At 54.5% G+C, this 21,174-nt stretch carries 19 protein-coding genes; 8 read left to right on the top strand and 11 right to left on the bottom strand.

What is annotated here, in order from left to right; translation table 11 throughout:
* The first annotated feature begins 32 nt into the window (after nucleotides 1–32).
* The 4 genes from minC (at nucleotide 33) to HKD32_RS09795 (ending at nucleotide 2,464) form a co-directional block, all read left to right on the top strand.
* Nucleotides 33–770 carry a septum site-determining protein MinC gene (gene minC / locus HKD32_RS09810; protein WP_061932383.1) on the top strand — a complete coding sequence of 246 codons (738 nt, stop codon included), beginning with the start codon at nucleotides 33–35 and terminating at the stop codon, nucleotides 768–770.
* A 158-nt stretch (nucleotides 771–928) separates the two neighbouring features.
* Nucleotides 929–1,747, top strand: coding sequence for a septum site-determining protein MinD (minD, locus tag HKD32_RS09805; RefSeq protein ID WP_061932522.1), 819 nt, complete (start codon nucleotides 929–931; stop codon nucleotides 1,745–1,747).
* Nucleotides 1,744–2,025 carry a cell division topological specificity factor MinE gene (gene minE / locus HKD32_RS09800; protein ID WP_010502196.1) on the top strand — a complete coding sequence of 94 codons (282 nt, stop codon included), beginning with the start codon at nucleotides 1,744–1,746 and terminating at the stop codon, nucleotides 2,023–2,025. Before minD ends, minE begins: the two co-directional genes overlap by 4 nt.
* 76 nt (nucleotides 2,026–2,101) lie before the next feature.
* Entirely contained in the window at nucleotides 2,102–2,464 is a 363-nt protein-coding gene (locus tag HKD32_RS09795) for a YidB family protein (protein WP_023943159.1), read from the top strand.
* Nucleotides 2,465–2,512: 48 nt separating this feature from the next.
* On the opposite strand, the gene HKD32_RS09790 is transcribed toward HKD32_RS09795, so the two are convergent.
* Complete coding sequence (locus HKD32_RS09790) at nucleotides 2,513–3,730, bottom strand: SMP-30/gluconolactonase/LRE family protein (RefSeq protein ID WP_061932381.1); 1,218 nt, start codon at nucleotides 3,728–3,730, stop codon at nucleotides 2,513–2,515.
* A gap of 183 nt (nucleotides 3,731–3,913) precedes the next feature.
* On the opposite strand from HKD32_RS09790, the gene HKD32_RS09785 reads away from it, so the two are divergent.
* Nucleotides 3,914–6,391 carry a TonB-dependent receptor plug domain-containing protein gene (locus HKD32_RS09785; protein WP_234781793.1) on the top strand — a complete coding sequence of 826 codons (2,478 nt, stop codon included), beginning with the start codon at nucleotides 3,914–3,916 and terminating at the stop codon, nucleotides 6,389–6,391.
* Nucleotides 6,392–6,594: 203 nt separating this feature from the next.
* On the opposite strand, the gene holA is transcribed toward HKD32_RS09785, so the two are convergent.
* From holA to HKD32_RS09755, 6 genes are all read right to left on the bottom strand, one after another.
* Nucleotides 6,595–7,596 (bottom strand): DNA polymerase III subunit delta, encoded by a 1,002-nt coding sequence (gene holA / locus HKD32_RS09780; protein WP_061932377.1) that lies wholly within the window; start codon nucleotides 7,594–7,596, stop codon nucleotides 6,595–6,597.
* On the bottom strand, nucleotides 7,596–8,252 hold the full coding sequence (locus tag HKD32_RS09775) for an LPS assembly lipoprotein LptE (protein WP_010502206.1): 657 nt from the start codon (nucleotides 8,250–8,252) through the stop codon (nucleotides 7,596–7,598). Before HKD32_RS09775 ends, holA begins: the two co-directional genes overlap by 1 nt.
* A gap of 2 nt (nucleotides 8,253–8,254) precedes the next feature.
* A complete protein-coding gene (gene leuS / locus HKD32_RS09770) occupies nucleotides 8,255–10,852 on the bottom strand; it encodes a leucine--tRNA ligase (RefSeq protein WP_061932375.1) in 2,598 nt (865 codons plus the stop codon).
* A 7-nt stretch (nucleotides 10,853–10,859) separates the two neighbouring features.
* Nucleotides 10,860–11,441 (bottom strand): DUF3576 domain-containing protein, encoded by a 582-nt coding sequence (locus HKD32_RS09765; protein WP_010502210.1) that lies wholly within the window; start codon nucleotides 11,439–11,441, stop codon nucleotides 10,860–10,862.
* Nucleotides 11,442–11,515: 74 nt separating this feature from the next.
* On the bottom strand, nucleotides 11,516–13,648 hold the full coding sequence (locus HKD32_RS09760; protein ID WP_228118936.1) for a hypothetical protein: 2,133 nt from the start codon (nucleotides 13,646–13,648) through the stop codon (nucleotides 11,516–11,518).
* 1,011 nt (nucleotides 13,649–14,659) lie between these two features.
* Nucleotides 14,660–15,100 carry a hypothetical protein gene (locus HKD32_RS09755; RefSeq protein ID WP_228118935.1) on the bottom strand — a complete coding sequence of 147 codons (441 nt, stop codon included), beginning with the start codon at nucleotides 15,098–15,100 and terminating at the stop codon, nucleotides 14,660–14,662.
* Between the two features lie 32 nt (nucleotides 15,101–15,132).
* Between HKD32_RS09755 and HKD32_RS09750 the strand changes: the two genes are divergently transcribed.
* Genes HKD32_RS09750 through HKD32_RS09740 form a run of 3 tightly spaced genes read left to right on the top strand, consistent with a single transcriptional unit; the run spans nucleotide 15,133 to nucleotide 17,535 of the window.
* Nucleotides 15,133–16,113, top strand: a complete 981-nt coding sequence (locus HKD32_RS09750) for an AEC family transporter (RefSeq protein WP_061932280.1) — start codon at nucleotides 15,133–15,135, stop codon at nucleotides 16,111–16,113.
* Nucleotides 16,095–16,580: a low molecular weight protein-tyrosine-phosphatase gene (locus tag HKD32_RS09745; protein ID WP_061932278.1), complete on the top strand. Its 486-nt coding sequence runs from the start codon at nucleotides 16,095–16,097 to the stop codon at nucleotides 16,578–16,580. Before HKD32_RS09750 ends, HKD32_RS09745 begins: the two co-directional genes overlap by 19 nt.
* A 22-nt stretch (nucleotides 16,581–16,602) precedes the next feature.
* A complete protein-coding gene (locus tag HKD32_RS09740; RefSeq protein WP_061932276.1) occupies nucleotides 16,603–17,535 on the top strand; it encodes a 2-hydroxyacid dehydrogenase in 933 nt (310 codons plus the stop codon).
* Between the two features lie 2 nt (nucleotides 17,536–17,537).
* On the opposite strand, the gene HKD32_RS09735 is transcribed toward HKD32_RS09740, so the two are convergent.
* From HKD32_RS09735 to HKD32_RS09720, 4 genes are all read right to left on the bottom strand, one after another.
* Complete coding sequence (locus HKD32_RS09735) at nucleotides 17,538–18,296, bottom strand: NAD kinase (RefSeq protein ID WP_010502223.1); 759 nt, start codon at nucleotides 18,294–18,296, stop codon at nucleotides 17,538–17,540.
* Between the two features lie 5 nt (nucleotides 18,297–18,301).
* Entirely contained in the window at nucleotides 18,302–19,144 is an 843-nt protein-coding gene (locus tag HKD32_RS09730; protein ID WP_194257924.1) for a carbon-nitrogen hydrolase family protein, read from the bottom strand.
* A 72-nt stretch (nucleotides 19,145–19,216) separates the two neighbouring features.
* Complete coding sequence (locus tag HKD32_RS09725; protein WP_228118934.1) at nucleotides 19,217–20,083, bottom strand: AAA family ATPase; 867 nt, start codon at nucleotides 20,081–20,083, stop codon at nucleotides 19,217–19,219.
* Entirely contained in the window at nucleotides 20,080–21,153 is a 1,074-nt protein-coding gene (locus tag HKD32_RS09720; protein WP_010502229.1) for a flagellar biosynthesis protein FlhF, read from the bottom strand. Before HKD32_RS09720 ends, HKD32_RS09725 begins: the two co-directional genes overlap by 4 nt.
* Nucleotides 21,154–21,174: the final 21 nt, after the last annotated feature.

Genomic DNA, 21,174 nt, shown 5'->3' with positions numbered 1-21,174 from the left:
CCGCTTTCCTTACAGGGCCAACGAATTTTCCGATGTCAGACACTGCATCCGCTTCCCCCGCCGCCACCCCGATGCGTATCCGCGCCCGTGGCCGTTCCTTTCTGGCGCTCGTCCTGTCGCCAGAAGCGCCACTGAACCTCTGGCTGGCTGGCCTCGACCAGCAGATCGTACGATCCGGCGGCCTTTTCAGCGGGAAGCCGGTAATTCTTGACCTCGGACTTCTTGCAGCGGACACGACCGGTCTGACCACCCTCCTTGACGACATCCGCAGCCGCGGCGTTCGTATCATCAGCATTGAGGGCGGTGATCGCTCCTGGCCCGCCGTTGCCGGCTGGGACTGGCCAGCGTCCTTCGAAGGTGGTCGTCCGTCTGGCGAAGTTGACCTCCCGGAGCAGGCAACAGAAGCAGACACAGCCACAGCGTCATCCGTATCAGGTGGGCAAACCCTGGTTCTGGAAGGCGCGATCCGTTCCGGCCAATGCATCCAGCATATGCAAGGAGACGTCGTTATCCTGGGAGCCGTCTCGTCTGGAGCAGAAATCGTGGCGGCAGGATCAATCCACGTTTATGGCATCCTCCGAGGTCGGGCGATCGCGGGGGTCGGCGGCAAGTCAGATGCCAGAATTTTTGCCTCCCGAATGGAAGCCGAATTACTGGCCTTGGATGGTTTCTACGCCGTTACGGAAGATATCGACCCCACCGTTTTCGGACAGGCCGCGCAGGCACTTCTTGATGAAGACAGGGTCAGGGTCCTCCCACTTCCGCGCTGAGAAATTGGCTGATCCGTTATCAAAGTGATCTCATGCCACGAAACTGCCCCTATTCCCGTGTTGCCGGAAGGCTTCACTATCCCATAGGATACAGGGAATAGGCGCGATTTTCGTGCAGGACGCGGCAAATGGCCGCAGACGCAGTTTTTGGAGTTTTCATGGCCAAGGTTCTGGTTGTCACCTCAGGCAAGGGTGGCGTCGGCAAGACGACATCAACTGCTGCCCTCGGCGCAGCACTCGCACAGAGCGGGCAAAATGTTGTCGTTGTGGATTTCGATGTCGGTCTCAGAAACCTTGATCTGGTCATGGGCGCAGAACGCCGTGTGGTGTTCGATCTCATCAATGTCGTACAGGGTGACGCCCGCCTGCCACAGGCCCTGATCCGCGACAAGCGCTGCGAAACACTCTCCATCCTTCCCGCCTCCCAGACGCGCGACAAGGACGCCCTGACATCCGAAGGCGTGGCCCGCGTCATGGAAGAGCTTCGCGAAAAGTTTGACTGGGTCATTTGTGACAGCCCGGCCGGTATCGAACGTGGCGCGCAGCTTGCCATGTATCATGCCGATGCTGCAGTCATCGTGACCAATCCAGAAGTCAGCTCCGTCCGTGACTCAGACCGCATTATCGGTCTGCTGGACAGCAAAACAGAGAAAGCAGAGCGCGGCGAGAAGATTGAAAAGCACCTGCTGCTGACCCGCTACGATCCGGCCCGCGCAGCCCGCAAGGAAATGCTGAGCGTTGAAGACGTCCTGGAAATCCTGTCCATCCCGCTCGTGGGCATCGTTCCGGAAAGCGAAGATGTCCTGAAGGCGTCGAATGTCGGCGCCCCTGTCACACTATCTTCTCCTGAAAGCCTCCCGGCCCGAGCCTATTTTGAAGCCGCTCGCCGTCTGGCTGGTGAAAAAATTGATGTTTCCGTGCCGACTGAGAAGCGCGGCTTTCTCGACTGGCTGTTTGGCAAGAAAGGTGCGGCATGAGCTTTCTCGCAAACCTTTTCACGCGACGGCAGCAGTCCAGCAGCGCTGTTGCGCGTGACCGGCTCCAGATCCTTCTGGCTCATGAACGCAGTGCGGGAGAAGAAGGTGAATCCGACCTCCTGAAGCAGCTTCATAAAGAGATCATGGAAGTCATCGCACGCCATGTTGCCGTCGATCAGGACAAGGTCCAGATCAAACTGGACCGTGGCAGCGGATGCTCCATGCTGGAAATCGACGTCGAAGTCCCGCAGGAACTCAGCAACAAGCGCGCATCCTGATTATCTAGCAGGCCTGACACAGCAGGCGATCTTTCCATAGCGGCCACTTGGTCGCACTAGAGTACGGAACACATTTATGAGCGGCTTCTTCGGAAACATCGTCAATCAAGCCATGGGCGCCCTTGGTGGCCAGTTGGGTGACAAACTCGGTGGCAGCTTTGGTGACATGCTCAAAGGCGAAGGCCTGAACATGCTTATCAATCAGGCTAAAAGTGCTGGACTTGAAGAGAAGATCCATTCCTGGATTGGGAACGGTGAAAATTTGCCCATTTCCACGGATGAACTTCGCAACCTGCTGACGGATCAGCAGGTCCAGATGCTCGTCTCCAAGACGGGCCTACCGGCAGCGACAATCCTTCCGGCTCTGGCCCAGCTTCTTCCGGCAGCGGTGGATCAGCACACGACTGACACACAGGTTCCCCCAGAGCAGACAGCCTGAAAAGTCTAAAAAGCCCCGACCAACATTCCTTGGTCGGAGCTTTTTCATTCAGTCCCCTGGCGTTCCAGCCTTGGTCAAAGCCGCATCAGGCAAGGCATTGTAGGATTCCGGCTCTTCGATGGGGAACCGGGCCAGAAGATAAGGGGGCTCCCGCCGGTCTTTCCCATCATTGAAAGATGCAAGCCGGTTCCATTGACCAAACGTACAGTAAACATGCGTCTCGGACGCAAAGATCCCGTCCGGCGACACTATCCGGGGATCACGAAGCATCAGTTTGAACGATCCATCCGGGTCCCGCCGCAGAATACAGTCATGTTCATAATTGGTGGTATACAGACGATCATGACTGTCAAAATCTAAGCCATCCGCTACGCCTTTTTCCCCCTCATCACGAATAGCCGCTTCGAGTTTAGCGTCATCTGACGCGGGATCTGCCAGAAGATCTACGGGGAGACTGTAAAGACGTCGACTTGTCAGAGGCGCAAAATAAAGCCGCTGCTCGTCCTTTGTAAGGGCGATCCCATCTACCCCACCAGAAACCAGTTGTGGCTTTTTAGGCAGATACTGGCGAGGCTCTCCCTCAACAATCGCCAGAAAGCCCTGCTCTGGCAGAATAGCCCTACTCTGGGCCAGAACCCGTCGTCCCTGCCCCGTTGCGACATCCACAACGACCAGAGCAGGCTTCGTGCCAAATGAAGAGTCCGTCACAAAAACCGTTCCCTCCGCCCCATGTGACAGAGAGACACGCAGATCATTCATGTGGCTGTCAGAAAGCAGAACAGGCGCTTTGAGGAGGATCCTGTGCACAATGGTGTTGGTTTTCGGATCAATGCAGACAATTTTTGCTGCCCCTGCCCCAATCGGATGACCAGCTCGTTTTCCATCATCAATGGCCCAGACCCGTCCATTACGATCCAAAGTCATTCCGTGAATGGATACAAGACACTCTGCATCAGAACGATGACTGGGAAGGCTTTCTTCTTTCGAGGGATAAGGTACTACCTTTCCATTCACCAACTCTCCAAGCGTCGCGCCTTTATGGTTCACGGCATGTCTTGGAAAGCCAACGAAAATGCGTCCTTCTGGCAACACCACAACACCGGACGGACCAGGACCATCAAACCTTGCAACAACTTCGAAAATACCATGCGGCACAGTTCCCCTGTCTTCATTTGAATCAGCAAAAGCAGAAGACATTCCCCATGGCGCAGCGGCCAGAGATGCAGGGGCTATCGAGGCCGTTCGCAGAAAATGGCGACGTTTCACAGATCAAACTCCCATTTTTCATTACAACATTTCTGTGTCATAACGCTTCAAGTGATGGAACGGCGCCACACTGAAGCAAGAAATACGCAAATGTTATTGAAACGGAAGAAATTCCGTTGACCAAACCGATACACGATAGCAATCTGTCTAATAGTTAATTCACTCTTGTGAGATCGTGAAATCGTGTCTGTACGTTTTTCCTCCCGGCATATCGTGCTTCTAGGTACCACTCTTCTTGGCTCCTCCCTTGCCATGCCGGTTACAGGACTCTGTGCAGCGCCTACGGCAAAAGCCGAAACCCCACACAAGAAGACAAAAAACCGTACATCCGTCTCGTCAAACCGGATCAGGGATGTTTCCGGTGGCAATGAGTCTGTCATCGTCACCGGCACACGCGAATTCGGCAAGAAAGCACGCGATTCGATTTCCCCGATCGACGTTGTTTCAAACCGGCAACTCGCAGCCACAGGTCAGCCAACCCTGCGTGACGCCCTGTCCCTCCTGCTGCCGTCTCTGACAGTTCCAACAGCTGGCTTCGACGCAGGCGCCCTGACAGACACGATTGCCCTGCGCGGCCTCAACCCCAACGAGACGCTTGTGCTCGTGGACGGCAAGCGCCGTCATACGACAGCCAATATCTATGCCGATCCAGGTCCGTCACAGGGTGCAACGCCTGTCGATATCGACATGCTGCCAATGTCCATGATCGATCATATCGAAGTCCTGCGTGATGGCGCCTCTGCCCAGTATGGCTCTGATGCCATCGCAGGTGTGGTCAACATCATCACCAAAAAGCAGGACCACGGCCTGAGCATGCGCTCCAACACGGGCATTACCAGTGATGGAGACGGCTTTCAGCAAGGCGTCTATCTTGATGGCGGCTTCAATCTGAACAACCGCGGCTACGTGCATATCGGTGGCGATTTCGTTCATCAGGATCATGCATTCCGATCCGGAAAAGACAGCCGGACGAACACCTATGCCAACCAGCTCCTGAGCACACCAGAGCAAACGCGTGAGAGCGTAGCCGTCACCGCAGGGTATGACCTGACCGAAAACGTACAGGCCTATGCCAGCGCGACCTATGCGCATCGCCATGCAGAATCCTACCAGAACTACCGCCTGCCTACGACCCTCACCGCCTATCCGGGATACGCCGCAAAATATCCTTATGGCTACTCACCGATCATGGGCCTTGAGGAAAACGATTATGAACTCACCGCTGGCTTCAAGGGCATGCTGGCTGGCTGGCACTGGGATCTTTCAACCGTTTACGGTCGCGATTTTGACCGTTTCGACGCTCTGAGCACGATCAACAGCGCTGTTTACAAAGCGGATGGTCGCACGCCCACGAACTTCTACAACGCTCAGGGATACAACAACTCCCAGTGGACAAGCAGCTTCGACCTGTCCCGGAAGCTCAATTTTTCCTTCTGGCCGCACAGCATCAATATCGCGGGCGGCGCAGCCTACCGGTATGAATCCTATTCCATCGGAACAGGGTCAGCCGACAGCACAGCAGGCTCAGGATCTGACGGCATTCCTGGCACGACAAAATATAATGCGGGCAACTGGTCGCGTGATGTAGCGTCCGGCTATATCGACATCGCAACGCATCTGATGAAGAACTGGCAGGTCGACCTGGCTGGGCGCATTGAACACTACACGGATGTGGGCAACGCGAAGACCGGCAAGATCTCCACACGGTATGACTTCAGCCCGCGCTTTGCCGTACGCGGAACCTTCAGCAGCGGTTTCCACGCACCGACACTGGCCCAGCAGCATTATTCCGCTCTGGCTGTCTCACCAACGGCCGCCCGTGGCCTGATTGCAGCCAACTCCCCCGGCGCACTGGCCAACGGCGCCTCTCAGATGAAGCCGGAACAGGCCACCAGTGTGGAAGGCGGCATCGTAGTCGAACCAATCCGCAAGCTGCATGTAACAGTGGATGCCTATCAGATCGATCTGCGCGACCGTATCCAGCCAGGCGGAAACATCTATGGCGCGCAGGCCTACAAGGCGCTTCAGGCCAACAACTTCCCTCTGCCAGACGGTTCACAGAACTGGAGCGCGGGTCAGCTCTCTACATACTGGTTTGCCAATGTCGCCAACACGCGCACGCAGGGTCTCGATATCAATGCGACCTATCCGAGCGAATTCGGTCGCTTTGGGCACGTAGACTGGGATGTCGCCATCAACCTGAACCGCACGCGCCTGCGTCATCAGGGCACCAGCACCACCGGTGCAGCCCTGCTGAGTGTGCCGTATGTCGCCTATCTGACAACGGCTTACCCACGCTCCAAGATTATTTTTGGCGGCCGCTGGCACTCCCCGAACAACACATGGGCCGTCTCCATTCACGAGATCCGCTATGGCCAGACCACATCGAACCTGACTTACTACACAGGCCCCAATGCGTTCTCGACCACGAACTATCGTGAGTTCCAGAATGCCCCGAAATGGACGACCAACGCCTCCGTCACATACAACATCAACACGCGCTGGAGCGCGACGATCGGTGGCAACAACATCTTCGCCGCATACCCATCCGCCGTACCAAAAGAAAACCGTTACCTCGGTGCTCCAAAATATTACATGAGCACCAATCAGCTCGGAATTACGGGAGGCTATTACTACCTCGACGTTTCCGCCCGTTTCTAACACCTTCAGACTGGCGGAGACTCTCTTCTCCGTCAGTCTTCTCAAACATTTTCGGCGTCCACATCGGACGCCTGTGCTGTCCGAGACTGGCACTTTATTTTATTGAATTAAGGCGCTTTTTTTCCCTGTCGCTGCACACAGACACATCGTTCGGTTACAGCCACAACACCCCATTATTTTAAGAATATCTTGGGAAAAACGGATCAGCGCTTCCAGATCCCGCAGAGAGACGCAATATGCCTCCGGCAGAGCGCAATATCAGGCGTCCCACTCTGCTTACAGGCCAGCTCAAAAGCCTGCGTTTCCCGCATGGCCCGTGCCAGTGAATCGCTCGTCCAGCGATCAAGTGCGTGATTAAAAGCGGCCGTCCGTTTGAAAAACACAGGCGGCTTAAGAGATTTCATCGCCTCTGCGCGTCCCTGCCCGCTCTTCACGGCAAGCGCCACCTTTTGCAACCGCACCAGAACTCCCAGAACAGCACGAGCCACAGCGACCGGGTTCGCGCCATCAGCAAGAGCACGCTCAAGAGCCTGATCTGCCTCTTCCCGATTGCCAGACAATGCCGCGAATACGGCATCTTCCAGAGAGCTTCCTCCGGCATCTCCCACGCAATCCTGAACCGCATCCAGATCCAGCCGTCCGTTAGCGCCTGCGTAGAGAACAAGCTTCTCGATTTCGCCCCGGACTCCGCTCCTGTCAGCCCCCAGTCGCCCCATCAACCAGGTCAAGGCATCCCGATCAATCGAAACTGCCGCCTGTGACAAAGCTTCCGTAACAGTCTGGGAAAGCGCACGTCCCTCTTCCGGGTAACAGGCGATGGAGGCAACATCTTTGCGGCTTTCCGCCAAGGCTCGTAATTTGGACCGGGAGGACAGCCCCGGCGCCTCAATGACAATGAGAGTATCCGTTTGCGTCTCCAGAGCCCGCGCCAAAAGAGGCGTTACGGAATCCTGCGCGTCCCTCACCCAGACCACACGTCGCCCACCAATCAGGGAGAGCGCCGTTGCTTCATCTTCCAGACGGTCCTGAGTATCCCGGTCCAGCTGCGCCACACGAAAAGGATCATCGAGCGTTTCTGCTACCAGACGAACAGAGTGTGCAGCACGTTCACGGATCAGGCCAGAATCTTCTCCATGGAGGAGAATGGCGCGCCATGTCCCCGCATCAGCCAAGGCACGCCCGATATTACGGGTCTCAACCTTCATTAGTTGGTGATGGTTCCCTGAGAAATTCGTCCCGTTGCCGATGCCGGGAAGCCATCAGCACCCACCTTTTCTGTTGAAGTGCCGTTATCAGAAGGCATTCTGTCGGTATTGATATAACGCGGCAGATCTTCCTGAGTATTTTTGGAAGGAGTATTATGGGATCTGAACCAGATTGCCAATTGCTGGGTCAAATTCTGCGCCAGAGTCTGAGCAACGCGCCCTTTGACCGTTTCATCGTTCAGCGTCTGGGCAAAGTACTGCTCAAACGTCGTATCGTATCCATCCAGCGTATTGACATCTCCCTGCGTCAGAAGCTGGGGAGACTGTTCTACCGTGAAGAGTTGCCAATGCGCGTTACCCGTTACACGATTTCGACCAGACGTGTTGTCTTGGTGAATATCAATAGCTTCCGTATTGGCTCCGGAATTGACCCGCAGTGTGTAACGCTGCGGGTTTTCAGGTCCTGCACCTGAAAGATTTTTCTGAAGAGCCAAACGCAGTTGCTGACCGTAGCGTCCCTGAATATTCGCCACATAAACCTGTGAAAGTTCAGCGGAAACATCCGTTGTCGGAGAGAGCTTTCCATAGAGAGGGGTGAAGCCACACCCTCCCAACATCAGAAAGCCTGCCATGGTCAGAACACTGCGACGCTTCACGATCAGCCTGCCACTACAAAATTGACGATCCGATTTGGAACGTGGATTTCTTTCACCAGACGCTTGCCTTCGAGCGCTCGGGCCACGTTCGGCTCGGCTTTCGCGGCAGCCAGCACCTGGTCCTTCGGCGCATCCGGCGGCACCTCGATGGTGCCACGCAGCTTTCCAAGAACCTGAACACCAATTGTGACGCTCTGTACCACCAGCCATTCATCCTGGGCTTCCGGCCACGCCCTGTCCACAACGAGATCACCATTCGGCTCAAGTACGGCCATCATGTCTTCCGCCAGATGCGGCATCATGGGAGCGGTCAGCAGACACAGAGTCGACGCAGCTTCACGACGGGCCGCTGCCAGCCCTTCTCCATCCTTGCCTTGCGCCTCAGCCAGAGCGGACGTCAATTCGTGCAACCTTGCAACCGCAACGTTAGGCGTGAAAGCCTCCAGCGCCTCTGTGACAGCTGCAATCGTCCGATGTGTCACGCGACGCAGATCATCTCCTGCGACACCATGGGCGCTGTCAATGGCATCCGCACCCGCAACTGCTGAGACCAAACGATGCAGACGCTGACCAAAACGGGCCGCAGCCGCAACACCGGACGCCGTCCATTCCATATCGCGTTCTGGCGGACTGTCCGACAGCACGAACCAACGGGCCGTATCCGCGCCGAACCGCTCAATGATTTCCACAGGGGAAACCGTGTTGCGCTTGGACTTGGACATTTTCTCTGACCGGCCCACCTGAACCGGTGTTCCGTTATCGCGGCGAACAACCTGTTCTCCACGACGCTCAACCTCTTCCGGATAGAGCCAGCCGCTCGCATCCTTGTAGCTTTCGTGAGTCACCATGCCCTGCGTAAACAGGCCATCGAACGGCTCATCAATTCCAAGATGACCCGTCTCATGCATCGCCCGGGTAAAGAAACGCGCATACAGCAGATGCAGGATCGCGTGCTCAATACCACCAATATACTGGTCAACCGGGAGCCAGCCATTAGCGGCCTCCGGCAGCGTCGGGGTCGCAGCATGCGGGCTCGTAAATCGCGCGAAATACCAGGAACTATCGACAAACGTATCGAATGTATCGGTCTCGCGGGTCGCAGCAGCACCACACTTCGGACAGGCAACGTGTTTCCACGTCGGATGATGATCCAGCGGATTGCCCGGGCGCTCAAACGTCACGTCTTCAGGAAGGACAACGGGCAGCTGATCATCAGGAACCGGCACCGCACCACAGCTGTCGCAGTGAATGACTGGGATCGGACAACCCCAGTACCGCTGACGCGAAATGCCCCAGTCACGCAGACGCCAGTTTACGACACCGTGCCCGACACCCATGCCTTCCAGACGCTCAATGACCGTTTTCTTGGCGACAGCGACATCAAGCCCATCAAGAAAGCCCGAGTTGTAGAGTTTCGCGTCTCCGGTGACGGCTTTCTTGCCAACCGTGAACGTCTCGGCATCTTCGCCAGAGGGCAGCAGCACCTGCGGAACAGCCAGATCATACTTACGGGCAAAATCGAGGTCGCGCTGATCGCCACAGGGACAACCGAATACCGCGCCTGTTCCGTAATCCATGAGTACGAAATTCGCGATCCAGATCGGAGCAGACTGATCCGGGTCCAGCGGATTGCTGACACGAAGACCAGTATCGAAACCACGCTTTTCGGCCGCTTCGATTACTTCTTCGGATGTTCCGAGACGGCGGCATTCTTCGATGAACTCGGCAGCGGCCGGATTGGTTTTCGCAACCTTGGCCGCGAGCGGATGGTCCGCAGCGATGCCAACGAAGCTCAGACCAAACAGTGTATCAGGACGCGTCGTGAAGACTTCGATGCCGTCCAGATCCATGTCGAATCCGGCAGGCGGATTATGCAGCGCAAACCGCACCCGCGCACCTTCAGAACGACCGATCCAGCGCTCCTGCATGGTGCGGACACGCTCGGGCCAACGATCAAGCTGCCCCAGACTGTCGAGCAAAGGTTCCGCGAACTTCGTAATCTTCAGGAACCACTGCGAGAGAACCTTCTTCTCAATCAGTGCCCCTGAACGCCAGCCGCGCCCCTCAACGACCTGCTCGTTAGCCAGAACAGTCTGATCCACCGGGTCCCAGTTGACCGACGAATCACGACGTTCGACCAGACCGCCAGCCAGCATGTCCAGAAACAGCTTCTGCTGCTTGCCGTAATATTCCGGCAGGCAGGTCGCGATTTCACGATCCCAGTCCAGCGAGAAACCCAGACGCTGCAATGTTCCACGCATGGTGGCGATGTTTTCCATCGTCCACTTGCCAGGGTGTACATTCCGCTCCCGGGCAGCATTTTCCGCTGGAAGTCCGAACGCATCCCATCCCATCGGATGCAGCACAGAGAAGCCACGCGCACGCTTGTAACGCGCTACGACGTCTCCAAGCGTATAATTCCGCACATGCCCGACATGAAGCTGCCCGGAAGGGTACGGAAACATCTCAAGGACGTAGTACTTCGGACGATCAGCAGGAGGTACGTCAGGAACAGCAAAGACGTTCCGCTGTTTCCATTCGGCCTGCCAGAACGGCTCTCTTGAGTGAAAATCGAAAGCCGGGGTCGTGGAATCGCTCATGTCTAACTCAGTTGCCCCGCTCGCCATTTTCCGCACGCAACTGGCGGGCACGGGTCAGGATACGGGTGGTAATATCGGAAGTCGTTGTCGCGGAGACCGGCGTATCCTGCCATTCTCCATCCTGACGGACCTGACGGAAAACGGAAACGCGCAAGGCATCGGAGCGCATCCGGCGATCAAGCACATAGGCTGCAATCTTGAAGCGCTCATCCTTGCTGGCAGGCGGCTGATACCAGTCCGTCAGAATAACACCACCAACAGCATCGGCTGATGCCAGCGGCATGAAGGACAGAGTGTCAATCGCCCCACGCCAGAGATAGGCGTTCACACCGCCCTTGAGCTGATCAGCGCCACCTTCCGCGCCACGATCGACACCCAGAAGATGATTGCGAGGCGCGGTCAGGCTGCTGGGATCACGTGCGCCGCCGCAGGCAGCGACAGTTCCGAGTGCAAGCATACCGAGAGCCACGCGAACTGCGGAGCGGTGGAAAGAGCGGGAAACAGTCATCTGTGTACGAGACATCATGGGGGTCCTGCGGGCCGGGCCAAGGCCGTCACGGGCATGGATACAGACTGGCGAAACCTGCATCCGGACAACATCAATTCCGTGTTCATATCGCGCCCATCGGACAAGGCCAAGCGCCCTGCCGATTTATAGAGACCTTATGACAGACCTGCGGTCAGAAAAGCCTGATGGAGTTCAGCCTTTTTCTCATCTCCAAGATAAGGAAAACGGCTCAAAATCTTTGCAATCGTCAGATCCGGAACCAGTCTGGCCAGATGATCCCGAACATGCCGAATTTCTTCCGCACTTTCATCTTCTTCAACAAGAGCAACAAGATAGTAGACCAGAGCGCTCGGGTAATTAGGGTACAGACCCGCCATCAGACGACCCATTTCGATAACATCCCGACGTTCGCCACCCAGCATCATAACCATCATGAAAAATGGTCGGATCAGAATATACAAAGGCGAATGATACGGATTGTTTCGAAGCTGCCCGGCAAGTTCTGCCGCTCCTTTCAAATCTTCATCAAACAAACGCAGCAGCAACTGACACAGCAAATAGTCCGGAAGGCCGCGCCCACATTCCAGCTCCTCGAGAGCCTTTGCCTCCATCCGGACAATAGACCGCGCCATCGGAAAAGAGGCCCGGTCATGCATCAGCAACGTCGCAAGAAGAAGCGCGCCTCCCGACGCATCGGGTTTGAGAGTGACAAGCTGCCGCGCAAACCGAACACCTTCCGCCAGCAGTTCCGTCCCTTCGTCGCTCCAGTCATTTTCATAACGGATCAGACAGTAAAGGACCCGCATGAGGGCGACATTACCTTCCCGAGGATCCTCTGCAGCAGCCATATCCAGAAGCTGGCTGACATTGGGAAAAACTTCGTTGCTGCCTTTCAGCAGAAGCTTGAAAACACGAGCAACTTTTCCAAGAGCTGAAAGCTCGCCATCCGCCCGATTGGCAACCCTCCGCGCTTCAGCCAACAACAGCCCCCACTGCATCGCCGCTGCCGGACCAATCAATCCGGAGGCTACCGACTTCAGATCTCCATCCGGAAGATCGTAATGCGCGCCCCAGACAATCACACCACCCGCACGCACATCCATAACCTTCAAGATCAGGCGAAGCGCATGATCCGAAGCTCCAGCACGAACAGCTCCCGTGATAACGTAATCCGCACCAAGGCTACGATAGGACGCCATAGGGTTCACAGGATCAGCCACGAACCCCTCGGGCTTTGCAACAATATCGAACGTTTCGACATGGACGAACAATAGTTCGAACTGATCCCCGAGACTGATGGCACATTTCAGTGCCGTGTCATTGCCTCCATCCACTGCAAAAGGTGTCAAAATCAGCAGAGAAATTTTACGCACCTGCCCTGCAGCCGCTCTGGCAAGATGCAAGGGCAACGCCAGCATGGGGTCAGGTCGCTGATAAGATGGGCCTCTCGAGAATTGGTTTTCTTCTCCCGAGAACTGAACCGAAACATCTTCTGGCCCGACAGCTTCCGAAACCGTGACCGCCCCATCTAAAGCAGGCCCATTCAGAACCCCTGCCAGCACCCCATGGGTCAGGGGATTAAGAATATACCCTTCTTCCTGACCCAGAACCCGCGTAGCCTGCTCTGCAAGAGCCATAGCCCGAGCATGTTCCCCCCTCCGCAGAGCATTCTGAATCTTGGCGCGCCAAGCAGCTTCATTGAGTGGATCAACCTTGAGAAGACGATCTGTCACATCATCAACCTGTTCGGGATCCGTCAATTCCCGCAGACAGCCTTCATAAAGCGTCAGCAGATGATGGGACAACCTTGTCCGTTGTTGTTCCAGCCACTCATCAAGAGCCGGATCTATGCCACTCAGTTCACCAAGCAGAATTTCCTCAGGAGCCGGAATACTATCAATAGTCCGGACGCTAGCTGTCAGAATACGTTCAGCATCTACAGATGTCAGGGCAGGCTTCAACGTCAAGGAATGACGCTGCACATCCAGAAGCTCCACCCCGACAGGGCTCAACGCATCAAGAAGGCGGTGTATTTCCTGCCGCAGTGAAGCACGAGCCATATCTTCCGGCCGCCTGCTCCACAACAACTCCGCAAGCCGCGATCGCAGAACGGGCTTTCTGTCCGACAGGGCAAGAATAGCAAGAAGCGCACGCGTTTTCCCACCCACAGGAAGAACACTCTCTCCTGTCAGGGTACGCGCCTCCATCTGACCAATCAGTTTGAGGCGAAGTAATGTGGGATCAGTTTCGCGAGCCTGACGTATGGAACCGGAAAGCATTTTGGTCATACCCATCAATGCCCGTAATCAGAACATGGTTCCGGACGAAAATGAGACCGACCCTGAACAGACATCTGATACGAACTCATGACAAGCACCTTCAATCAAAGCAAACCTGGAGCTGCGCCTCAAAGCGCACGCTGTAGGAACAGGGTTGCGGCGTTGCCATCCTTCCTACCCAAATGCTGACCATACCTAACGGCCACCTCTCCGCCATACGCGCTTCAAACTCACGATGGATTGCGGCCTTTTTTTGGAGGTTCAAAAACTGCACATCATCGGAACAGGATGAACAGGTAGGCCCTCCAGACGATTTCTTTCGTACGATGCTGCCGGAAAGCAACTTACTCTCAGAAAGTCACCTGAAACCAGCTTCTCGATATATAACGCTTCTATAGGTTAAATATCAGAAAGCCTTGCAGGCTGACGGTGACTGGAAGCACAGCAAAAACAAAAGCGCAAGAATCATCCCCCCGTCAAAGCGGCATATTTTTAGCAAAATTACCCTTTGCCATTAGAGGCTTTGAAATAATTTTTAGTAAACTTAGACAAATTGGTAATTTAATTTTCATATGTTCCCATCCGAAATAATGTTTGAGAAAATTAGGTTTTTTTATTCCTAACGTATTTTTTCATATTCTAGCTCTCTCTTCATTACCTTGCGAAAAATATGACCGTGCGATAACACTCGCAGCGTGTGTCCGCGTAGCTCAGCAGGATAGAGCACAGGATTCCTAAGTTTGAATTGGGCGCTATGGTTGGAAACTCCATAGTGGATTCGCTCAAATTCGGGGAACGCTCTGACCCTCTCGGGTCGTGCCAATCCCGAGCCAAGCTTTCTGTTGCGGCAGAAAGAAGGTGTAGAGACTGTACGGGCGACGCCTAGACCTGAAAAAAGGCCTTGGCGAAGAGACAGTCCAGACCACGAACGCACTCAATCATGAGTGCGGCGGCGAAAGTCGAAGTGGTATGAATCCTGGGGCCGGAGGTTCGAATCCTCTCGCGGACACCACATAACCGTCAAAAATTAATCGTTTTTTCCTGCGGCACAACCTGCGCGGAAATATTGTGCGGTATCCCCAAAAGGGCATGCACACCATAGACGATGAACGCTGCCAGAAGGAGAACGGCCAGCAACCGGCCAAAAACACGGAACGCTCCAACAACAAGGGCAACAAACAGCAGCAGAAGAACGATCGTCTGGATCGTCCCATGAATTCCAACACTGTTCAGCGCATTCCGCGCAATCACTTCGACAAAGCTGATCGCAGCCACAATCAGCCCCATCAGCATCAGAATAAAGCCGACCAATGTATCGAGAATGGACTGCATGATTTGACCGTAAAAGAAATGGGACAGATTTGCTCCAAAAAGACACTTCCAGGCCATCAGGTCAATCATTACCTGGCCCGGCAGGGATGGACGGATGGTAACGATGTCATTACGAAAGAACCCTGACACAGCTGGAACTTCCGTATTTTTATGAGCATCACATGACCAGTTCTCCCAACCTGCTGCTCACGATCGTCGAAGCAATCCTTCCGATCCTGGTCACGCTCGGCTTCGGTTACTTCGCAGCTTATCGTAAAGACTTCGATGCCCAGCAAGCAGGCGTCTTGACGCGACTGGTCATGCTCTATGCCCTACCACTTGAGCTTCTGGTGTCCATTCTCAGCACACCAAAAGCTCAAGTCCTTTCCGCCGGACCAGTTGCCGCCCTCATCCTGCTTGCGATGATCGGCGGGTATTTTATTGTCTTTTCAATTTTCCGTTTTGCATTCAAACGTCGCATGAGCGAAGCAGCCATGATCGCCATGACCGTGACAGGGCCTTCCGTACCCTTCATTGGCATTCCGGTCCTTGGGCAGATTTTCGGCGCAGCCAGCGGCGTTCCCATTTCCATCGCCGCACTGGCAATGAACCTGATCCAGCTTCCCATCACACTCATCATGATGGGTCATGATCATGAAGGCCGCCAACCCCGATCCCCCTCGGCGGAACGACGCGACGAATTGAAAGAACTGGTCGGGCACCTTCTGCACTCCTGTCGTGAACCCGTCGTCTGGGTTCCGCTGATGGCCCTGGTCCTTGTCAGTGCAGGCGCTTTCATTCCGCACTTCCTGAAAGGCTCTCTCCAGTTGCTGGGACGGACCACAGGCGGTGCAGCACTTTTCGCATCCGGCGTTGTGCTGTTTACCAGACAGGTCCGCTTCAGCCCACTGGTCGGCACGATTGTCGTCGTTCGAAACATTGTGATCCCAGGCACAATCTACATTCTCGCCCGTCTGTGGCACCTTCCCCTACAAGCGCTTCAGGAAAGTGTGCTGACGATGGCAATCCCGAGCGCCTCCATCAACGTTATCCTGGCGATGCGCTATCATGTGCTCGAAAGAGAAATCGCATCGGTCCTGTTTTTCGGAACACTCAGTTCCATCGCAACAATGGCATTTTTTATATGGCTCACCGGCGCTTGAAGAGTTTCCTGTTTGTCTGCACAGGCAACATCTGTCGCTCCCCACTTGCAGAACTTGCCATGCGCCGTGAAGCTATGATCCGAGGCCTGACACTCGATATTGATTCCGCCGCAACGGGCCACTGGCATCTCGGTTACCCTCCCGACCCCCGAGCCTGCCGCGTCGCACGGCAGCATGGACTGGATGCGTCAAATCTTCGGGCGCGACTGGTGACACGCGAAGACTTCGAGCGCTTTGATCATATTCTTGCCTTGGATCATTCTCATCTGTCTTACCTGCGCGATCTCCAGCCCGATGGCAGCAAAGCCAGCGTCTCCCTGATGCTGGATCACCTTCCCGGCCGTCACGGGGATGCTGTCGCCGATCCGTATTACGGTTCGGATGAAGGCTTTGATGTCACCTGGCAGGAAGTCGAAGCCGCCTGCCATCATCTTGCCGAAAAAGAACTTGGCCCGGTTGAGGCTTAACATCCCAGATTGGAGAACCGCTTTGTCTTCCCGTCCCGACATTCTGGCAATCGATCAGTTCCCTCCAGCCATTACAGAACGACTGCAAAGCCTGTTTACAGTCCATCCTTATGAGGGGATCGAGACTCTTACTTCTTATGCAGACAAAATCCGCGGCGTCGCGACGGGAGGCGGTTCAGGTCTTCCACGCCCTATCATGGATGCATTACCTGCTCTTGAGGTTATTTCAGTCAACGGCGTAGGCACTGACCAAATTGATCTGGAAGAAGCCGGTCAGCGCAAAATCGGTGTTGCAACAACACTTGGAACGCTGACAGACGACGTGGCGGACATGGCCATAGCCCTCATGCTTTCCGTCATGCGAGAAACGGTTCTGAATGATCGCTTCGTTCGCGCGGGACAATGGTCAAAACAACCACTGCCCCTTTCCAGAAGTGTTACCAAAAAGCGTATGGGTATCGCAGGTTTTGGCCAGATCGGTCAGGCCATTGCACACCGTGCCGCCGCGTTCGGCATGGAAGTAGCATACTTCAATTCCCGCCCCCGGACAGAAAGCACACTTCGCTTCGAGCCTGACCTGAAGGCTCTGGCAGAATGGTCCGACGTTCTTGTTCTGGCTGTTTCCGGCGGCCCACGCTCAGCGAACATGGTCGACGCTGATGTTCTGGACGCACTCGGGCCAAACGGTGTTCTCGTCAACATTGCACGCGGTTCAGTCGTTGATGAAGCTGCCCTACTAGCGGCCCTGAAGCAAAAACGCATCTTCGGAGCAGGCCTCGATGTTTTCCAAAACGAGCCCAATATCAATTCAGAGTTTTTCACTTTGGATAATGCCGTACTCCAAGCACATCAGGCCTCAGCAACCGTAGAAACAAGAACACTGATGGGCAATCTGATGGTGGATAACCTCAAAGCCCATTTTGAAGGCAAGCCTCTCCTAACCCCAATCCTCTGACCTCAGGGTAAAAACTGTTCGGCGATAATCCGTTCAGACAGACCATGATCCGGGTCAAAGAGAACCGTAGCATGCTGCTTTCGGTCCTCTTTGACCACAACCTCCACAACATCCCGAATTTCCTTGAAATCCGCGACTGCTGCTGTCGGACGCTTGTCCGTATCCAACAATGTCAGTCGAACGACCGCCGTTGACGGTAAAAGAGCCCCTCTCCATCGCCTTGGACGAAACGCTGAGATTGGGGTTAACGGAAGAATGTTTGCACTCAAAGGGACAATCGGGCCATGCGCGGACAGATTGTAGGCCGTTGAACCTGCTGGTGTAGCAACAATCACCCCATCACAGATCAGTTCCTCAAGCCTTATCCGGCCGTCAATCTCAATCCGTATCCTGGACGTCTGCCGCGTCTGACGAAAGAGAAACACATCGTTAAAAGCTTTCCCTTCAACGACTTCGCCACTGACGGTTGTGGCAGTCATGTGAAGTGGATGAAGCAGAGAAGGCTGAGCGTTGAGCAAACGCTCCGGTAAATTATCCTCGTCCGGAGTGTTCATGAGAAAGCCGATGGTCCCATAATTCATACCATAAACGGCCAGGTCGAGACCCAATACCCGATGGAGGGTCTCCAGCATAAATCCGTCCCCCCCAAGACTGACCGCCACATCTGCCTTTTCCAGAGGAACATTGCCATAACGAGCCGAGAAGGTTGCGAGTGCATCTTGCGCAGCATCAGTAGCAGCAGCGGTAAAAGCGATTTTCATGATGTTCAGATCAACCGCCTGTTCGCCTGAACCTGCATTCTCTGCCGAACCTGCTGGACCTCATCCAGATCCAGTTCGGCCACTCCCCAACCTTCCTCACTTCCCAATTGAAGAACAACGTCTCCCCACGGACTGACGATCATGGAATGACCATAAGTCTGGCGTCGATTACCCTGCCCATCGACATGCCATCCCGTCGTCCCACACGCTATAACCCATGCCTGTGTTTCAATGGCACGAGCACGAACAAGAATGTTCCAGTGTGCTTCACCCGTCTGCTGTGTGAAGGCCGCAGGCAGAATAATCATCTCCACATCAGCGGCCCGGAGTGCAAGAAAGAGTTCAGCAAACCTCAGATCATAGCAAATCGCCAAACCCGTCGGAACACCATCAATATCGACAACTTCAACCGTTTCGCCGGGAACGTAATTGTCACTCTCGCGATAACCCTCCCCATTAGGCGTAACGACGTCAAAAAGATGGATTTTCCTGTAACGCCCACATTCTTCACCATCAGGGTTAAAGACAAGTGAGGTATTGGCCAGCTTGTCGCCAGAGTCCGGTGTAGCCAGTTCTCCAATCGACCCACCATGAACCCAGATTTTGTGCTCGCGAGCCATTGCCCTCAACGCTTCATAGAGCACCCCTCCCGTACCGCCCGGCGCGGGAAAACCTTCTGCATTCGCCTGCTTGGTCTCAGGCGATCCCCCCAAACAACTCCATATTTCAGGAAGAACAACGAGATCAGGCTTCTCAGCTTGCACAGCCTCTGAAACCAGCCGTTGAGCTTGAAGAATGTTGGCACTTCGATCAGCCGAAGGGGCCATCTGAATCAGGGCAACGCGCATGGTTTGATACATTTCCTGGGAACAGTAGTTCCCGAACCATAAGCGATCCCTTAAAGAGACGTAAGCCGCGATTTACGCAACAGCCGGTAGGCTGCCCTGAACCACCTGACGCACCAGACGCCCAACATCTACAGCAGCCGGGGAAGCGGGAAAATTTTCCAGAAGACTTGACTGCATCCGGATTGCCGCGGGCACCCTGCTATCCTTGCGCACTGTTCCTGCGAGTTGTGGCTCCCATTTCAGGAAGAAACGACAAGCTTGCAGAAGTTTTTCATATGTCTGAACACCACTCCGATGGCTCGATGCCTGATTGATGACGAGTTGACAGTGCATATCATCACCACCCACACGCCGCCGATCCCGCAGATAGAGCTTCATGATGGCATAAACGTCTGCCAAAGCCGTAGGCTCATCTGTAGTGACGGCAAGAAGCTGGTCAGCAATAGCCGCCAGATGCCGGGTAATCGGATCAATTCCGGCACAAAGATCCACTAAAATAAAATCATATTGCCTGGCTAACCTGAGAGATAGCAGCAGCTTATCAAGAGCATCACGGTTCATACCGGAAACAGCCGAAACACCAGACCGTCCTGCAAGCACATCAAATGAATAAGCAGTCTTTCCGGTCCCACCACAAAAATGCTGAACGCCGTCTTTGATCGTTACATCTCCGGATAAAATATCCACCACGTCATGCGTTGGAACAAGCCCAAGCTGAATATCCACGTTGGCCAAACCAAAGTCGCCATCAAGAATAAGAACTTTGTATCCGGAACAGGCCAAAACCTGTGCCAATGAAATAGAAAGCCACGTTTTACCGACGCCTCCTTTCCCGGATGCCACAGCGATAATTCTTGTACGGCATGAAGCAGAAGGGACTTCCATTGCGGCATCAGGTACCTGCGCCTTCATGCAATGATCCATAAAGGGAGCCATCATACACTCCCCTGCGCAGCAATATGTTTCATAAGGGCTGCCGCTCCCGTCACACTGGACGCGTTCATTTTTATTACGCCTGAACCTGAGTGGGTCGGGCGCTTTGAAACAACAGGTATAGAGTTTGGCGAAAGTGCCTTACTCGTACCGTCAGCAGCGACCTTTGATGCAGCTTCCCATTTGAACGTCATCAATTCGTTTAGACTAGCGGCGTCCAGAGTACGAAGTCCTCCAATCAATTGGCTTCCCGTACTCGCTTCCACCAAGGACATACCAGCCATCGCGCTTCTGACAATTCCACCCAAGCGGCGCGCGCAGTCCGTCCGGGATACAATCATTTTACGCACGCCATTTTTCCGAAACCATGAGACTGTTTCTTCTGTCTCGATGGCGTCCTCTCCGGCAGGATGCACAAGAGTGAGGTCTGCTTGGGCAGCACGCTGTAATGTAGCCAATACTTTCATTCCTTTTTCATCAAAAGGAACAGTCGCTGCGGTATCAATGAGTATGGGCGTCCTGCCTCTTTTTGTACGGCAAAGATTTTCCAACATTTCAGAACTTTCCACCGCGATAAGGTCGAGGCCAAGTATTCTGGTACAGGCTGCCAGTTGCTCAAGTGCTCCAGATCGCTCCGTATCCGTAGTCATAACCAGAGGAGACGCACCCGTTAGAGCCAAACGCGTGGCGAGACGAGCAATTGTCAAGGTTTTCCCGCTACCAGGGGTACCACAAACCATGAGAGGCGGCGCATTTACTGAGAGATTTAAAGTTTTAAACGAAATATTTTCCGAAAGAAATTTTTCATAATCTAAATCCTGCTCTTTCCCAACCAGGCAACCAAGATCCAGTCCATGCCAATCGTGCAATGATTTCTTGGGAGTTACCTGGACTGAAAAGTGCGACTTGATTATCTCTTTTGCTTCTTCCTCCTCCGGATCAAGCGCAGCAGTCAGTTCTATTTCTCCATCTGGCATAATACGCGATGAAAGAATAAAAGCCTCTTCACCCAGCGTTTCACGTAGCGTCGCCATTGCAACAGACATTGAGGCACCTCGGATCAGCTTGATGCGCATGATCCACTCTCCTTTATACTT

It is taken from the genome of Gluconobacter japonicus (genome assembly GCF_015244665.1).
GTDB classification, from domain to species: domain Bacteria; phylum Pseudomonadota; class Alphaproteobacteria; order Acetobacterales; family Acetobacteraceae; genus Gluconobacter; species Gluconobacter japonicus.
The sequence above is the reverse complement of the archived record's forward strand: the minus strand, read 5'-3'. Positions and strand labels throughout refer to the sequence as shown.

Coding starts and splice junctions, on each gene's coding strand:
- HKD32_RS09795 (WP_023943159.1), top strand. CDS start 2,102: ATGAGCGGCTTCTTCGGAAACATCGTCAATCAAGCCATGGGCGCCCTT.
- HKD32_RS09730 (WP_194257924.1), bottom strand. CDS start 19,144: ATGCGCGTTGCCCTGATTCAGATGGCCCCTTCGGCTGATCGAAGTGCC.
- HKD32_RS09720 (WP_010502229.1), bottom strand. CDS start 21,153: ATGCGCATCAAGCTGATCCGAGGTGCCTCAATGTCTGTTGCAATGGCG.
- holA (WP_061932377.1), bottom strand. CDS start 7,596: ATGAAGGTTGAGACCCGTAATATCGGGCGTGCCTTGGCTGATGCGGGG.
- leuS (WP_061932375.1), bottom strand. CDS start 10,852: ATGAGCGATTCCACGACCCCGGCTTTCGATTTTCACTCAAGAGAGCCG.
- HKD32_RS09760 (WP_228118936.1), bottom strand. CDS start 13,648: ATGACCAAAATGCTTTCCGGTTCCATACGTCAGGCTCGCGAAACTGAT.
- HKD32_RS09750 (WP_061932280.1), top strand. CDS start 15,133: ATGACCAGTTCTCCCAACCTGCTGCTCACGATCGTCGAAGCAATCCTT.
- HKD32_RS09735 (WP_010502223.1), bottom strand. CDS start 18,296: ATGAAAATCGCTTTTACCGCTGCTGCTACTGATGCTGCGCAAGATGCA.
- HKD32_RS09725 (WP_228118934.1), bottom strand. CDS start 20,083: ATGATGGCTCCCTTTATGGATCATTGCATGAAGGCGCAGGTACCTGAT.
- HKD32_RS09765 (WP_010502210.1), bottom strand. CDS start 11,441: ATGCAGGTTTCGCCAGTCTGTATCCATGCCCGTGACGGCCTTGGCCCG.
- minC (WP_061932383.1), top strand. CDS start 33: ATGTCAGACACTGCATCCGCTTCCCCCGCCGCCACCCCGATGCGTATC.
- minD (WP_061932522.1), top strand. CDS start 929: ATGGCCAAGGTTCTGGTTGTCACCTCAGGCAAGGGTGGCGTCGGCAAG.
- minE (WP_010502196.1), top strand. CDS start 1,744: ATGAGCTTTCTCGCAAACCTTTTCACGCGACGGCAGCAGTCCAGCAGC.
- HKD32_RS09745 (WP_061932278.1), top strand. CDS start 16,095: ATGGCTCACCGGCGCTTGAAGAGTTTCCTGTTTGTCTGCACAGGCAAC.